The organism is Alphaproteobacteria bacterium (genome assembly GCA_016870095.1).
In the GTDB taxonomy this organism is placed as follows: Bacteria; Pseudomonadota; Alphaproteobacteria; order Paracaedibacterales; family VGCI01; genus VGCI01.
In genome coordinates, this window is record VGCI01000001.1 from 182,098 (window position 1) to 198,388 (window position 16,291).

11 protein-coding genes, 2 tRNA genes and 1 pseudogene are annotated in these 16,291 nt (G+C 39.6%); 4 read left to right on the forward strand and 10 right to left on the reverse strand.

The window, feature by feature from the left end:
* Nucleotides 1-40: 40 nt before the first annotated feature.
* Nucleotides 41-5,902, reverse strand: a complete 5,862-nt coding sequence (locus FJX03_00855) for a leucine-rich repeat domain-containing protein (GenBank protein MBM3632247.1) — start codon at nt 5,900-5,902, stop codon at nt 41-43.
* Between the two features lie 216 nt (nt 5,903-6,118).
* On the opposite strand from FJX03_00855, the gene FJX03_00860 reads away from it, so the two are divergent.
* Nucleotides 6,119-6,490, forward strand: a complete 372-nt coding sequence (locus FJX03_00860; protein MBM3632248.1) for a hypothetical protein — start codon at nt 6,119-6,121, stop codon at nt 6,488-6,490.
* A gap of 311 nt (nt 6,491-6,801) precedes the next feature.
* Nucleotides 6,802-7,044: pseudogene (locus FJX03_00865) on the forward strand (GNAT family N-acetyltransferase).
* Nucleotides 7,045-7,112: 68 nt separating this feature from the next.
* Here the strand turns inward: FJX03_00865 and FJX03_00870 are convergent.
* The 9 genes from FJX03_00870 to FJX03_00910 form a co-directional block, all read right to left on the reverse strand.
* A tRNA-Arg gene (locus FJX03_00870) sits at nt 7,113-7,189 on the reverse strand.
* Nucleotides 7,190-7,262: 73 nt separating this feature from the next.
* Nucleotides 7,263-7,339, reverse strand: a tRNA-Arg gene (locus FJX03_00875).
* Nucleotides 7,340-7,389: 50 nt separating this feature from the next.
* Nucleotides 7,390-7,947, reverse strand: a complete 558-nt coding sequence (locus FJX03_00880; protein ID MBM3632249.1) for a ribosome recycling factor — start codon at nt 7,945-7,947, stop codon at nt 7,390-7,392.
* 12 nt (nt 7,948-7,959) lie between these two features.
* Entirely contained in the window at nt 7,960-8,712 is a 753-nt protein-coding gene (locus FJX03_00885) for a UMP kinase (protein MBM3632250.1), read from the reverse strand.
* Nucleotides 8,713-8,747: 35 nt separating this feature from the next.
* Entirely contained in the window at nt 8,748-9,692 is a 945-nt protein-coding gene (locus tag FJX03_00890) for an elongation factor Ts (protein ID MBM3632251.1), read from the reverse strand.
* Between the two features lie 45 nt (nt 9,693-9,737).
* Nucleotides 9,738-10,598, reverse strand: coding sequence for a 30S ribosomal protein S2 (rpsB, locus tag FJX03_00895; GenBank protein ID MBM3632252.1), 861 nt, complete (start codon nt 10,596-10,598; stop codon nt 9,738-9,740).
* Between the two features lie 178 nt (nt 10,599-10,776).
* Nucleotides 10,777-12,246: an FAD-dependent oxidoreductase gene (locus FJX03_00900; GenBank protein MBM3632253.1), complete on the reverse strand. Its 1,470-nt coding sequence runs from the start codon at nt 12,244-12,246 to the stop codon at nt 10,777-10,779.
* Between the two features lie 226 nt (nt 12,247-12,472).
* Nucleotides 12,473-13,186 carry an FAD-dependent oxidoreductase gene (locus FJX03_00905; protein MBM3632254.1) on the reverse strand — a complete coding sequence of 238 codons (714 nt, stop codon included), beginning with the start codon at nt 13,184-13,186 and terminating at the stop codon, nt 12,473-12,475.
* 3 nt (nt 13,187-13,189) lie between these two features.
* Nucleotides 13,190-13,900, reverse strand: a complete 711-nt coding sequence (locus FJX03_00910; protein ID MBM3632255.1) for a hypothetical protein — start codon at nt 13,898-13,900, stop codon at nt 13,190-13,192.
* Nucleotides 13,901-14,135: 235 nt separating this feature from the next.
* Here FJX03_00910 and FJX03_00915 point away from each other — a divergent pair, with 235 nt between their 5' ends.
* On the forward strand, nt 14,136-14,939 hold the full coding sequence (locus FJX03_00915) for a septal ring lytic transglycosylase RlpA family protein (protein ID MBM3632256.1): 804 nt from the start codon (nt 14,136-14,138) through the stop codon (nt 14,937-14,939).
* 169 nt (nt 14,940-15,108) lie between these two features.
* Nucleotides 15,109-16,290, forward strand: coding sequence for a D-alanyl-D-alanine carboxypeptidase (locus FJX03_00920; GenBank protein MBM3632257.1), 1,182 nt, complete (start codon nt 15,109-15,111; stop codon nt 16,288-16,290).
* Nucleotide 16,291 lies beyond the last annotated feature (1 nt).

The window sequence follows — 16,291 nt, forward strand, 5'->3', positions numbered from 1 at the left end:
TAACTTTAAGATTTAACTAATTGAATTTATATAATAATTATTATTTTTCTTTTTGAGGGGTAAAAAATACATTATCGGTATTTTTATAACTTTTTAATAGGTTAGACGGAATGTTGTTCCATCTGTAATCTTGCTTCGTAAGATGGCGTAAATTGCCAAGAGCGGGTAATTGAGTTAGTAGATTGCCAGATAAGTCAAGACGTGAGAGACGAAGGCAATTTAAAAGAAGCTGTAAATTAGATTGATTTGTTAAGGCATTGTTAGCCAGGTTGAGACATTCTAAATCGGTAAATTTAAGATTTTGATCAGATGTAAATAAACCGCTAAGAGAATCCAATTTATTACCGGTTATAGCGAGGTGAGTTAATCTGGGGAGACGGGGTAAGTCAGCAAGAATTTGGGGTCGTTTATTATTGTCTAATGTTAAATCCCCAAGGTTTACAAATTGCCCCAATCTACTTAAAAACTCTGGGGGCGGGCAAAAATTTGTAATTTCTAAGCGCTTGAGACTGGGCGCAAGATTGGTCACATTATGAAAAGCAAGTGTATATGGAACAGTCCCCTCAGGAAAACCAAATTTTAAGGCAAAAAGTACCTTAAAAGCTATGGCTCTTGGGGCATAGGGTGATTGTATCATAGCGAAGACTTTATCACTAAGAGATACATGTCCTTCATTTCTTAAACTCAGCGTTTTATTCCAATGATTTTCGCCAAGACGGTGTAAAAGAGAAATCAAGAGATCTAAGTCGCAATGTGTTTGCTGAACACGTTCTCCTAATCTGCGTATCAGAACATCTCCCTCACCTAAAAGTTCATCTTCTCTCTGAATACAGGGACCATCAGGGGTATTAACGAATTGCGCTAGATTTGGTAAGGGAACAAGATTCGCATAACTATCTATAAGTAATTGAGGGTTAGGAACTTCACCCGAAGTAATTTTACCCCTCAAACTATGAAGGAAATTAGGAGAAATTAAAAGTCTGATATCTGGCCAGCCTTGCCCCCGACTTTGATTGTTTAAAAAGTCTGTCAATAAACCAGGGACCGGACTTAAACGTGGATGGGCGTGACAAAAAGTATTACTGACATCGAGACTTTGGAGTTGAGTAAGTACATGCAATGGGCGTGGGTTATGAAGAGGATTATTGCCAATGTTTAAAGTGGTCAGAGAACTTAAACTTCCCAGAAGCTGCATAACACTATCTAAGGATCTTAACTGGTTGCTGCTAATATCAAGCTCTGTTAACCGAGTTTCAGCGCTCAACGGTTGTTGGAGGTAACCTGTTCTTGCGTGTAAAGCGACACAATCACTTAAAAGTCTTACATCACCTGCAGTTCCTGAGACTGCAAAACTATTACTTTGGGGTCTTGCCAATGTAATGGCTTTACCTGCGCGCAATGTTAGGGCCATTTGTAAAATGGGGAGGGGGGCCTGCAATCCTAAAAGTCCCTCGATAATATTACCATGGCTCCATAAATTAGGACTAATTCTATTAAGATTAATATGAAATGACCGAACAATATCTAAAACGTCTGAAACAATTTCGGGAGCATGGTCTGCAGGAACAAAACGCCTTAAAACCTCTGTTACGGCCTCATTGAGCCTCATGGGAGGGGAGTTTTCATCCTGCTCACGTGCATTATCCCACTTATCTAGGAAAGATTGAACGTTTGATTGGGGTGAGAGTCTATAAGTTGTATCTAAGTCTGACTCTTTGCCTTCAATAGGGTTCAGATCTTTAAGATTTTTTCGTTTTATGCGCTTAAGAAGAGTATCTTCGGGTTCTCTACGCTTGCGCATGTAATCAAGAAGCCCATCTAAAGTTTCCTGATGTCTGTTTGCTGGGTTTTTTGGTGACTTCGTACTGAAAGATCTTAACATTCTTTGGTTCATATAACAAATGGCAGGATCGACAGTTGAAAAAATGTCTTCAAATGTTAGACATTCGTTAGAGGCAGCCAGTGTTTGAAGTCGAGTAAATTTTTTTAAAATAGAAACAATTAGCCAAGGATGAAATTGGATTTCAGGTGTGTGAGTTTTTAGTCCATTAAACCATTTCAATAAAAATAGCGGTACCACATGGTTTGCAAGGGTTGATCTAACTCTTCTCGAAAGAGATTCAGAAGAATGCAATAGGGTTACGCAGGCTTCAGACCAGGATAGTAGATAATGATCCCCAACTTTTATATGAATTTCCCATGGACCCCGTATTCCCAGTTGATTTGAAGCAAAACCCAAAGAGCCGGGATCTCGATCAGGGAGATTAGCAAGATTATCTAAACTATTATAAGAAGGTAAGAGCAACAAGTCACATACCGCCGTTAATAGCATATTTTCTTCTGGGCTTGATTCACTATATTTAGACCCCCGCATTAAGGCTCGAAATAAAAAACCAGGTATTTTTGATGTAGGGGAAGTTACGGCATTTAAGTTTAAAGATAGTATTGATGATCTTTTGACTCTGCTGCTTACTGCTTGAGGTTTGAGGAGAACACCTGCGTCACCCAGCGCAATATTATAATTCTTTCTTACGCTGGATTGGGCATTACGTAAAGCTTTCGCTTTTTCTTTTGCTGTGAAACCTTGAGTTACCATAAAATCCAATATGGCGGGTGGAATGATAAGAAAATGTTTGTCTGCAATATCTTTTAAATGGGTATACCAACTTCGATTACAATGTGGGGGTAGTTCTCCAATACTGCACAATTGTCCAATAATGGCAAGTGTTGCAGAGTTTTCCATTGATGATAAATTGGCTCTTACGCACAAATCCTGGGCCAGCGTGGCAACAGGATGTGTCTTTTCTAAAACCGCAGCGACATAATCGGGTAATCTTGTTTGGAGAACAGGGGTAGATTCCCAAGATACTGTTGAGGGGGCTAGAGGATTTTCAAGGGCTAATGTTTCATAAAGATATTTTCTTTCCGCAGCATCTGATAATTCGCTATAGGCCTTATAACTTATTTTTGCTGTAAAAAAACCTGTACGATTGGCCCAATTAAAATACTTTCTATAAAAAGGTTGTAACTTTTCAGGTACGCTTGCTCTTAAAATATCTTCAAATGTTAAAAGTTTAACATCTTCTCCTGACTCTTCTTCGTCATTTTCTTCATCATTTTTTGTAGCACTTCCTAAAGCCTTTCTTGCAGCCTTTTGAAAAGCCTGTCTGTTGCGTTTAGCCGCGCTAAGGCATAGTTCAGTTGTCTGACGAATCCAATTCAATTCCTGTGAAGAATAAGGGGGATTTTCTCCCAATGCTTCCATTTGTCCGCAAATGGCTTTCAATTGATTTGTTTGTACAGGCATAAACTTTTTAAAGAATTTTATAGGGTAATTATTCCCGATCTTTTTTTCGGCTCTAGCTTTAAAAACTTCATAAATAACTGCCTCCTGGGGCTCTAAAACTTTATGAAGCTGGGCATAAGTAATAGTAGGATTCTTCAGTAAGTCAACCATTCTATGAAATCTGGAGATTAAACGATCAATACTATGAGGGGGAAATAGCATGGATAGTCCTAATGCGCGCGCAACGGATAAATCTTGGTCTATATCATTTGCCAGCTCATCTTGGATATTATTTAGCCCATAGTCTTGAGTAAGCTTACTAAGAGTTATATGATATTCTGTTAAAGTCTGTAGCCAATTGGCACAAATTAATTCAATATTGTTGTTCGTGAAATCCCTTTTTACCTCTTCAGGAATAACCTCATAAGCTCCGGGAAGTAAATAGAGGGCGTTATGTCCAACAAAGAGGTGAGAATCTCTTACTTCACTTTGGTCATCATCCTGATAGTTTTGAAAAGCAGGACATTGAAAAGGAGTAAATCCAACTCTTTTTAACGCTAATTTTCCCTCTTGGGGCTCAAGAACATAGTCGATACTTGCGACTTTTGATTGGGTAAGCACGCTAAATAAAGTTGCTTGACCATAACTACGGGGGCAGAGTTCGTTTACAGATTTCTCTGCGTTGCAAACTTGCGCCCACCATGCATGTAATGAAAGACTCGATGGAGTCCTTTGGGCCATGACAAAATTATGACTATATCTGACAGGCCACTCATCCTGGTGGCCCAAATAATCAAGGCATACATCTGCTTGTTTTCTATTTCCTAAAGATTTAGGGGGCTTTATAGTGCGTATATTCTCAATCGCTAAAAATAAAGAAGGAGCTGATTGAATGCCAAATAAAGCCTCTAAAATTTCTAAGGCAATTTTCTGATCAATTTGAGATGGATAAGTTTCTCTAACGGAGTATTGGAGACCATCTCGAGTGTGAATCAAAGCGACTGTGGACTGTTCAGCCTTTTCTGGTACTCCAAAGCAAAGAGGCCCATTAGATTTTAAAGAACAGACTTTATAGGCAACGGTTTGAGGTATTCTCCTTAAAGGCTGGCTATGCATTAAAAGATGGGCAGGAGGAAGGAGCAATTCTCTTGTTTTGTCACTGGAAGTCATAAGAGATTCTTTAAAAGAATTACAATGTCCAAAATATTCATCTAATGGGTCTAAAATAAATTTAATATTTCTTAAGTAGTTAAACTTTTCCTTGAATCTTCTTCTTTTTTCCCCCCAGGTTTCTGATTTTTCAAAAGCTGCTTTAAATTTAGCAATAAAAATTTGATTCTTTTCACTTCCGTCTCTCAAAACCCTGATTTCTGGACTATTTTCCTTTTGGGCAATTTTATCAGATGCAGGCAAAGAACTCGATTTTTCGACATCATACTGCCCATTATCGTCATCATTATCGAATTGTTGACGAGTGGAAAGACTTGTTCTGGGGGCTGTTGAATGTCGCCGAGACATCACCAAACGAGGTTCGGAGGAAGCATATTGAAGGGATGTTGGTGAGGCGGTGACTGCTTTAGAAGATGTTGAACTCGATCTCACAAGGCCAAGTGGGGCAGTATCATCTGGTGCAGGTGACGAACGAGGCGATGCAGCAAAAGCCTGTGTAAAGGAACTAAAGCGTGGAGTCCCAATGGGTGTATTTGAATCCCTGGGTGTGGAAATGGCCTGAGAAAAAGCTGGTAATTCAGCCGGCGCACTTTTCGTTAATTTATCCAATGCTGTTTTTATAGGATTGTGATTATCCAAAAAATAATCTTTATAGTTTGCATTTGATAGATCTGAATAGTTTTGAGGGATACTTGACTCAGGTACTAATTTATTAAAAGATTCCCAAAGAATTTCCCAAAGAAGTTTGGCTCTATTTTCATATATTATCATTAATTCTTTTTGCGTTGTTTCCAAATAGGCTAAGGTTTCTGGCATAGAGGCTTGTGTGGTCGCCAACTCTCGATTCAGCCTTTCTTGTGACTCTCGAAAATGAGACAATTGATTATGGAAATAAAGAAACTGGTCAAAGATCTCTTTAAGGTCGCTTGGTGTTAACTTAAAATCAGCAAGTTGCGTAGAAATTTTTTCAAAAAACCGATCCCATTCCGCTTGAAACCATATCATTTGGTTGACAACTGTATGAATTGTCTCTGCATGAGCAACGATCGCCTCCCACTTTTCTCCGCACTGTTTAAGGGGGGCAATTTTATCAGATAATGGTCTAAGATTTTCTAAACTTAAAGACCCACTTAGAGCCTGGGCTTGCTGTTCTGTGAAACACTGTTCCGGCGGAACAATTAATGCTACATGAGGCATAAATTCATCACGAAAGGGGTCAGATGTTGCGGGAGGTGATGTTTCGAGACGCGTAAGTTTTTCGTGAATTTTTTTTTGAACTTCCCGTGCCGTATCGATTTTTGCCGATAAAGACGTTATGACTTCTTTTTGAAGGTCCTCAATGGCCTTTTCTGCTTTAAGGGTTCTGTGTGCATAGAGTTGCTCGAAATCCTGGCTTGCTAGGATACTATGGGTAAAAAATATGAAAATAAAGGCTAAAATTCTCATTTTTTTCTTTCTTTTCAGAAAAGCAACAGTCGCCAATTTGTGTTAGCATATAATATTTAATTAAAATAATAAATATATCATTATAAATTTTTTGATTTTTAAAAAATTTACGCAATGTGGCACCTTAGTGTCCGTTAACTTGACGTAAGGTATATATATTTTTAAAGTCATTTAAAGAGAATCGTTAAAAACCAATAGCTAAATTGGGAATAATTTATGGATTTAAAACGCAAACTTAAAAGTGATTATCTTCAAGATGAAACCTATAACTCAAAAGGTTGGTTTCATTTTTCTTTAAATAAATTTAAGACTCAAAGCCGCCAGATCAAAAATATAGCCATCATTGAGAAAATGATGATGATAGTTGGCATTATTGGGCAATCATTATTTTATTTTCAAGCTTATAAGATTTATACAACGGCTAGTGCCAAGGATGTTTCAGTCCTTGGTTTTAGTTTTGCTCTCTTTTCACTTGCTTGTTGGCTTTTATATGGTTTGGTCATTAAAAATAAAGTTCTTATTATCGTTAATACTTTTGCAGTTATTGGAGCCACTCTCACGGTAATAGCAATTTTTATCGTTTCCTGAGTTAGGTAGCTTAAGAGCAAGCGTTTTACATAAAAAACAAAGAGTAGGGAGGCAACAAATTGTCCTGATGAAAACAAAACGGCTTCCCTTAAGACCTCTTCGTGAGGAAGACGCCGAATCTATGTTTGACTAGGCGCAAGATTCAAATTTACAACATTCCTGATTTGGGATCGTCATAATCAATTGCAGATACGCAATCTTATCTTCGGATTGTCCTTAAAGAACATCGGAGTCCTTTATATTCCTTAGCTATAAGTGTAAAATAAAGACCTCATTATGTCATGGGAACCATTGATATCTAGGCAAAGAATCGAGGTGAGGCAGACTTATCCTATGTTTTTTTACAAAAATATTGGCGCCAAGTTATTATGTTTGAAGCCGCTCAAGAGATTGTGAAAAGAGCGTTTGAGGGATATGGATTTAAACGTTTGCAAGCTTGGTGTATCAAAGAGAACGTGGCTTCCTCTTCTTTAATGAAAATATTAGGTATGCGGTTTAAAATATGTATTCATTCCCAAAGGTATAGACATAAAGGATTCTGGGATCGGGAGTGATATGCAATTTTAGAAGAAGAATGTCGAACTCAACAATCTTACCAAAATAATTTGATTTGCAAGAAAGTTGGCGCGTCCTGAGGGATTCGAACCCCCGACTTTCGGCTTCGAAGGCCGACGCTCTATCCAGCTGAGCTAAGGACGCACTTGATGTTTCTTACCATGGGGTTGGTTATGTTTACAAATACAATCGTGTCTTGTGGAGCTTAAAGTTATAATGGCGCGTCCTAGAGGATTCGAACCTCTGACCCACGGCTTAGAAGGCCGTTGCTCTATCCAGCTGAGCTAAGGACGCATAAAAAAAAGACCGTGACGAAGGAGCTGTGAATCATCCTCAGGCCTAATTTACACTTGCATGATATCTTTTTGCTTAGTGGCAAGCAAGTCGTCAATCTTCTTTATGTGGGTGTCAGTAATCGTTTGAACGTCAGCAGATAGGCGATGATGTTCGTCTTCGGAAATATCACCATCCTTTTCCCATTTCTTCAACATTTCCATACCATCGCGACGAACATTACGAACGCTAATTCGCGTATCTTCTGCAAATTTTCCGGCAAGCTTAACCAATTCTTGACGACGTTCTTCGCTCATGGGGGGCAGGGGGATGCGAATGATTTGCCCATCACTTGAAGGGTTCAATCCCAGATCTGACTCTCGAATGGCTTTTTCAACCACCTTAACCATGCCTTTGTCCCAAACTTGGACAGTAAGCATTCGAGGTTCGGGAACGTTAATGGTTCCAATTTGATTCAACGCCATGACCGATCCATAAACGTCAACCTTGATGGTATCCAATAAATTAATAGATGCACGACCTGTGCGTAGGCCCGTAAATTCGCGTATGAGAATATCACAGGCATTATCCATACGTTTACCCAAATCATTTAAACGCGTGTCTGTCATTTTATTTATTCCTTATTCTTTTTCCGTTATCAACGTAAAATTACCTTCACCTTTGACGACCTTGGCGAAGCCGCCTTCCTCATACATAGAGAAAATAGCAATTGGAATCAAGTTTTCCCGGGCGAGGGCAATGGCAGTAGCATCCATAACACCCAAGTTTCGCGTTAAAACATCATCGTAGGTGAGTGTTGGGTGAAATTGAGCACTTGTATCCTTTGTGGGATCTGCGCTATAAACCCCATTTACTTTTGTGGCTTTCAGAAGGAGGTCACATCCCATCTCGGAAGCGCGTAATGCGGCAGCTGTATCAGTGGTAAAGAAAGGATTGCCCGTTCCCCCTGCAAAAATGACGACACGTCCATTTTCTAAGTGGTTTAAGGCACGACGGCGGATATAAGTTTCCCCAATGGCTTCAATGGGAAATGCACACGTCACGCGGCATTGTATATCAATTTGTTCAAGAGCATTTTGGAGAGCAAGAGCGTTGATTATAGTTGCCATCATCCCCATATAATCTGAGGTTGCACGGTCTATCCCATGGGTTTTGGCCCCTTGAATTCCCCTGTAAATGTTACCACCGCCCACAACGACACAGATTTCGATTCCAAGTTTTATAACTTGCTGAATCTCTGCTGCCATCTTTTCCAGCATGTCTTGACTAATACCTTGCGCTCCCCCTTCAGAACCTGCCAATGCTTGGCCCGATATTTTCAACAATACCCGGCGATAGGGTGGATTAAGTGAAGAGGAGGGGGTTTTCGCCATCGTAACTTATACCATTAGTTATCTATGCCTATAGCTTATCCTGTAATACCTGCTTGCGCCATGACTTCTGCGGCAAAGTCAGACTCAGCTTTTTCAACACCTTCCCCTAAAGCATACCGAACGTATGCTTTGAGAGTGACAGGAGTATTCAGATCTTGTGAAGCTGTTTCCAACATTTCCCGAATCTTAGTTTTTCCGTCAATAATAAAAGTCTGCTCCATGAGAACTGCCTCTTCATAGAACTTCCGCAAACGTCCTTCGACCATTTTTGCAATAAATTCCTCAGGCTTTCCAGAAGCACGAGCTTGTTCTGCAACGATTGAGCGCTCTCTATCCAATAAATTGGGGTCAAGACTTTCAATAGTTAGAGATTGAGGATTTGCGGCAGCAATATGCATGGCGATTCTCTTACCCAAGTCGGCAAGCTTGGTTTTATCTCCGGAAGATTCTAAAGCAACCAAAACACCTATTTTCCCGAGTCCAGGAGATACAGAATTATGGACATAACTTGATACGTGACCTTGGGAAACGCTTAATCGTTCGACACGGCGCAAATGCATGTTTTCGCCAATAACAGCGATGAGCCGAGTGATTTCTTCTTCTACGGTAGGAGATTCACCAGGAAACGCTGCTGCTTTTAAGGAATCAATTGTGTAGTCAGCTTTTGCAGCAATGACGGCAGTATTACGCACCAAATTTTGAAATTTTTCGTTCCGAGCTACGAAATCTGTCTCCGCGTTAATTTCAACGAGAGAGCCTGAAAGACTATTGTTTGCCTCATCGATGGCCGCACCTACAAGCCCCTCAGAAGCAACGCGACCAGCCTTTTTAGCAGCTGCAGCTAGGCCCTTTTTGCGAAGCCAATCGATAGCGGCTTCCATATCACCTTCAACTTCTACTAAGGCTCGCTTGCAATCCATCATGCCAGCGCCCGTTCTTTCCCGTAAATCTTTTACATGTCCTGCTGTAATTTCAGCCATTCGCTCATTCTCCTTCAAAATAACAAAGATACTGACCCGATTATACTAATCGGGCTTTGCATCTCCTTCAATTTCTTCTGCTGTATCTGTGCTTGCTGCAACTTCCTCTGGCGCCACTTCGGCAGCGAGGGTGTCGATAGACGCTTTAGGAGCACTCTCTTCTTCAAAATCGTCAGTAGGAACTTCAGAAGATTCACCCAAGTCGATTCCCGCAGAAGTCATTTCAGCTTGCAAACCATCAAGCACAGCTCCGGAGACCAAATCACAGTAAATACCAATCGCGCGAAGAGCATCATCATTGCCAGGAATAGGGTAGGTAACGCCCTCTGGATTAGAGTTGCTATCAAGCACGGCAACAACAGGTATATTTAAGCGACGGGCTTCTAAAATGGCGATCGCTTCTTTGTTGGTATCAATAACGAATAGAATGTCAGGTAACCCGCCCATTTCACGAATGCCACCCAAAGCCATGTCTAACTTTTTGAAGTTTCTTTCTAAATCAAGACTTTCCTTCTTTGTTAAGCCGGTTGCTTCGTTTAAACGTTCTTCCATTTCTTTCATGCGTTTAATGGATTGATTCACCGTTTTCCAGTTTGTTAATGTGCCACCCAGCCAGCGATGGTTAATGTAGTATTGTCCACACCGCTTTGCGCTTTCTTTAATTTTTTCGGAGGCTTGTGTTTTTGTTCCCACAAAAAGAACGCGACCTCCAGCAGCAACTGTGCTGCGTATCGCTTCCATGGCTTGATGAAGCATGGGGACTGATTGTTGGAGATCCATAATATGAACGCCATTACGAATACCAAAGATATAAGGGGACATCTTAGGATTCCAGCGCCGTGTGTGGTGACCGTAGTGTACGCCTGCTTCTAATAACTGACGCATAGTAAATGATGGCATTGCCATTGTGTTTTGCTCCTTTTTCCGGTTAAACCTCCACAGGGAATGTGATTGTTGAAGTAGACTTAAGAATAATTCTAAACTTCAATAACACCGGACGGTTTTAAGAGCTCTCCCCCTAATAACCACCCCTGTGTGTGGACTTCGATAAAATCATTACCATGTCTGAAGAGACAGCGCAACCTTATTTAACGTGCTTCATAAGGATTGTTGCCGCCAAAATACCTGAACGAACGGCCCCTTCAATATGCCCTCTTGTGCCATCAGCGCGGGTATGTTCACCCGCAAAAACAAAATGATCATTGTCGATAGGATCGGCATATTTACTCATTTCCTTATAGGTATCTGATGGCGCTGAAAAAGCGCCAGGACAATCTGAAGAAATGGCTGAGTAACTTCCAAAAGAAAATTTGTCCTTAGTCCAGTTTTTAAAAGCAGGATTTCCAGTAAATTTGATGGTTGGATACTCATGTAAAATGTTCGCTTTTTCGGCTTCAGCAATTCCCAGTGCTGACTCAGCCGTTACATTTTGTCCCGCATGTCCTGAAACAAAATAAGTAACGGCATTTTCACCGGGCCAAGCTATAGTTGAGGTATGCGCATTGACATAATACAACATAGTATCAGAAAGCTTTGCGGGGGCTGTTGTTTGTATGCCAATCTTTGAGTTTGTACCATAAGACAATGTTTGTATGGCGTCTTGAGTCAGGGGTGGCACAGCAACTGTTGGGTCAATTTTTACATAACGTAGCGTACTAAAAGGAAGAGTCATGATGACATTGCTTGCCCTAACTTGTTCGCCAGATTTAAAAGTCAAAACATAATGGTCATGTGTTTTACCAATTTGAGTCAATTCTTGATTGAGTTGGATAGGAACTTGATGCCTTTGCAATTCTTCATCAAGTCGGCTTACAAAATGAGACATACCTTTTTGGGCTGTATAGTGGTAAGCAGCAAGATCTGCCAAGAAATTTGGTTTCCAAGAAGAATTTTTATGGCTAAATAATTGAAAATATTGATCAACAATTTCTACGCAATAATGAATGTCATATACGGAGACTTTTTCAAAGGGAATGCCTTCATTGCTTTCTAATATGGCTTTCAGCATATTTTTACCAAAATCACTTAGTTTAGAATTATGAATGTACTTTATTAAAGGATTCCAATAATAATTGGCGCCATTGATCTCATAATAATTATTGTGGTTGGCTTGAAAATCCTTTTGAATACTTTCAAGGACTGCTTTTATTTCCGCTATCTCTTTAATTAATCTTGCGGGCTCGACAGGGCGAGCATTATCAAATACAGATAATTTCTTTGTGCCAAACCCATGTTTAACAAGGTCAACGTTAAGCTTTTTCGCTAAGGCAATGGTCGCTTTATGATCACTATCAATAAAAGTGCCTCCCTCTTCAAAAAAAGCTGTTTTTTGAGGGTTGAAATAGTGTGTATTCACGCGCCCACCTAAACGTTCACGACCTTCAATCACAAGAGATTTAACCCCTTTTTCGGCTAATTTTTCTGCAGCTGTTAGTCCTGCCAGGCCTCCGCCTAAGATAACAACTTTATGTATATTCTTAATGCTTTGCGCACCTAAACACGCATGAGACCATCCCAAAGCAAATATTAGAAATGGTATTTTAATAAAATTCATAAGTTTTCTCCTGAGGTTGGCAAGTATTAACTAATTTAGCTTAACTTATAAATTATTAATATTATTTTAACAATGAAATTGTTGGGGTGATTAATTATAAATTAACCTTAACTTGTGTGTTGTCGGTTATATATTTTAGAAAAAACGATTATCGGGTGTGAACTTTTATATCTTTTTTAAAAGAGATAAATTTTGTTCACACCACCAAATAATTCTAAAAAAATTTTTATTTAACACTTTCCTTCAAGATTTTTGCTGCCAGAAGGCCTGAGCGAACGGCCCCTTCAATGTGACCTTGAGTATCGTCTGCACGTGTATGCTCCCCTGCAAAAATAAAATGCTTATTATCTGCAGGATTTGCGTAAGCGCGTAATCCCTTATATTCTTTCGACTCTGCACTGAGAGCAACTGGTAGTGTTGTGGAGATAGCTGAGTAACTGCCTTTTGAAAATTCATCCTGTACCCAATTTTTTACGACTGGAGGACCGTATGTTAAATTGGGGAGCACAATTTTAAGATTAACCATTTCATTATTAACAATTTTTGAAGCCATATCGGATGTTAAGTTTTGCCCAGTTTGTCCGGAAACAAATAAAATATAAGATTTTTCATCCGACCAACCGCGAACAGAATCTTTGACGTTATAGTAATGATTTATCTCTTCGTAAAAATTAGCTGGTGCTCTAACTTCAAATCCTATTTTAGAATTTGTTCCGTAGGATAAGTTTCTAATGGCTTCTTTAGAAATATCAGGAAGGAGGGCGGGGTCCATTTTGACATCCCGCAATGTACTAAAGGGTAAACTCATAATAATGTAATCTGCCTGGATTGGGGCGCCTTTATTAAACGTAAGAATATATTTCCCCTCTGCTTTATGAATTCCAACTAGTTTGTGATCAAGCTGTATAGAAATATTTTTAGATTTTAATCTATGGGCAATTTCTTAAACAAAGAAAGTCATGCCTTTGTTAGCTTTAACGGAAGTATGGTCACCACCCTCATCACTTTTACCTGAAATAAGACTATCAAAAACTTTGGTATATTCTGCTGTTTGGTTTACAGGAAATAAATCAAAAACAATGCCCTCATGCTCTTCCATAGCTGTTTTTAATAATTCTTTACCAAAAGTGCTCACATTTGCATTCCTTAAATATCCTATAAGGGGTTTCCAAGACGTATGATTGTTTGAATGAGTTTGAAAGTCATTGGGATTACGGGCAATTTTTTTTTCCAAATCTTTAAGAAAGTTGACAATCCCAACGAGCCCCATGCCGGTTTCTTCTTCTTCGACCTGGTGATGACCATTAAAAATATTGAGATTGCTTGTAGCCACAGGCACCAATTGAACGCCAAATTCGGATGCTAAGGCTTTTGTTGATTTATGATCAGAGTCAATGGTACTGCCCCCTTTTTCAAAAAATGATGTTTTTTGCGGATTAAAATAATGTGTTTCGACGCGTCCCCCTAAACGATCTCGCCCTTCAATAATTACGGCGGGGATGTTGTGTTTGGACAGTTCGTTGGCTACTGTTAATCCCGCCATCCCACCTCCGACAATAACAACCTTATGATGAACGGCTGCGGGTTGTGCACCCCAGGCTAGGTGGGAGAAAGTTAACCCGAATATAAAAGTAGCCAATTTTGTGAATTTCATAACAATGATCCTTAAAAGATTTAAAAATTATGATATATTTAAATTTTATAGTTAAATTATTAATAATTTGTAAATGTAAAAAAGTATTTATTTCTAAATAAATATTGATGCTAATAAATTGATTTACTGTAATTTCAAGAGTTGCTCTTCCTATGGAAGGTAATTGAGTGGTATTTCAGATCTTGCCGAATGCAGAGTGATAGATTATTCTTTTTTTTAACGGAAAATTATTGAAATGAGAGCCAACAAATCAAAAATGAAAAAAATTATGGGAATACTCTTTATTGTAGCTTTTATCCTTACGGGGTGTTGTTCCACACCTGTTACACAGATTGCTAATGATAAATTATGTACGGGCACAAAACGAGCTTATCAGGTTAAAGGGACATGGTATCAGCCCCAAGGTCATTATGAGTATGAAGAGACGGGCGTGGCTTCTTGGTATGGTCCCCATTTTCATGGCCGCCCCAAGTCTTGTGGTGAGATTTTTAACATGCATGGCATTAGCGCGGCTCATAAAACACTCCCCATACCTTCTGTTGTACGGGTCACAAATGTGAAGACCGGCTCAAGTGTTAAGCTTTTAATCGATGATAGAGGTCCGTTTGTCGATGATCGTATCATTGATTTATCCAAAGGGGCTGCAAGTTATTTGGGTATACATGATCAAGGATTAGGCAAAGTTCATGTCCAATGCTTACCAGAAGAAAGTCAGGCATTTGCTAAATTTGTAGCTCAATATGGACGTTATGGACGGGATCCAAGTGGCCGAGTATGGGAAACTATTTTCCGGGAAAATTTTGATTATGAAGGGAGCGCACCTTTGCCCAAACCATTAAAGCTACATAAACCCCATCAGGCAAGAACGAGTTTCCACAAACCCAAGTTAGAGACTGGATTTAAGGCGCAACCCTTTCGCCGGCAAAGTACAAAATCAGCGCCTTTACCTCACACTGAATTAAATGAAGACAGTATTGAAAGTGAAATTGATGACTTGTTAAAAGACACTCGGACTAAATTAGGGCGCAGGCAGGTATAGAAAATTTTTCTAAATTAATGGAATTGATATGAATTTTTACTTACACAACACAATAAAAAAATCTTTAACTGTATTTAAAGACTCTAACCTCCCACGATCTGGCAAGCAAAAAGCGGGGAAGGTAAAATCACTAATCGTTTTTACAAGTTTCTTGACAACCCTATTTTTTATGGCCGCGAGTTGTGATGCGAAGCCAGCTTTACCTGTATCACAAGGAAAGCCAGGATCTTCTTCAAATCAGACATCAAAACCTCAAACTCCCTTTCAGCCCGCATCATCAGCAAAAATAGAAACATTGGCTAAGCAAGCCCTTCTTATTGACTTTAAGACCGGCGTTATTTTATTAGAAAAAAATGCGGATGAATTAATGCATCCGTCTTCCATGACCAAAGTTATGACAGCTTATCTTGTTTTTGAAAAGTTGAAACAGGGTCATATCCAAATGACAACAACTTTTCCCGTGAGTGAAAAAGCGTGGCGGATGGGGGGGTCAAAAATGTTTGTGCCCTTAAATTCCATGATTAGCGTGGAAGATTTGCTAAAAGGGATTATTATTCAATCTGGCAACGATGCCTGTATTGTTGTCGCGGAAGGTATAGCAGGCTCTGAAAATGTTTTTGCTGAAGAGATGACTCAAAAGGCTCGCGAAATGGGTGCTCATCAAACAACTTTTCTGAACGCCAGTGGATGGCCTGATCCCAATCACTTAACGACAGCGCGAGATCTTGCAATCATTGCCCACAGAACCATTTCAGATTATCCCGAATTTTATAGTATGTTTGGCGTTAAAGAGTACATTTTCAATAATATTCGTCAATGGAATCGCAACCCCTTACTTTATAAAAATATTGGGTGTGATGGCATTAAAACTGGTTACACCGATAGTGGGGGATATGGGATCATTGCTTCCGTCGTTAAAGGAGATCGTCGTTTACTTTTGGTGGCGAACGGGCTGTCATCAGAGCAGGTACGTGCCAATGAAGTTATGAAATTAATGTCATGGGGAATCGACACTTTTGATAATTATTCTCTTTTTAAGCCGGGGGATGTCATTGATATGGTTCCTGTTTGGTTGGGAGAGGAAAATGCGGTTCAAGCGACAGTGAGCCAAGAGGTTGTCATGACATTACCACGATTATCTCGAAAAGGTTTAAAAGTTGATATTCAATATGATACTCCTATTGCCGCGCCCGTGAAGAAAGATACGCCTCTTGGCAAAGTGATAATTACCTTACCATCACAAGAACTTCCTATTGAATTTCCGCTTGTTGCGGCCACTTCAGTCGGTAAAGCGGGCTTCTTTAAAAGAATAAAAGATTCATTTAGCTACTTAATTTGGGGAAAGCCTTAAG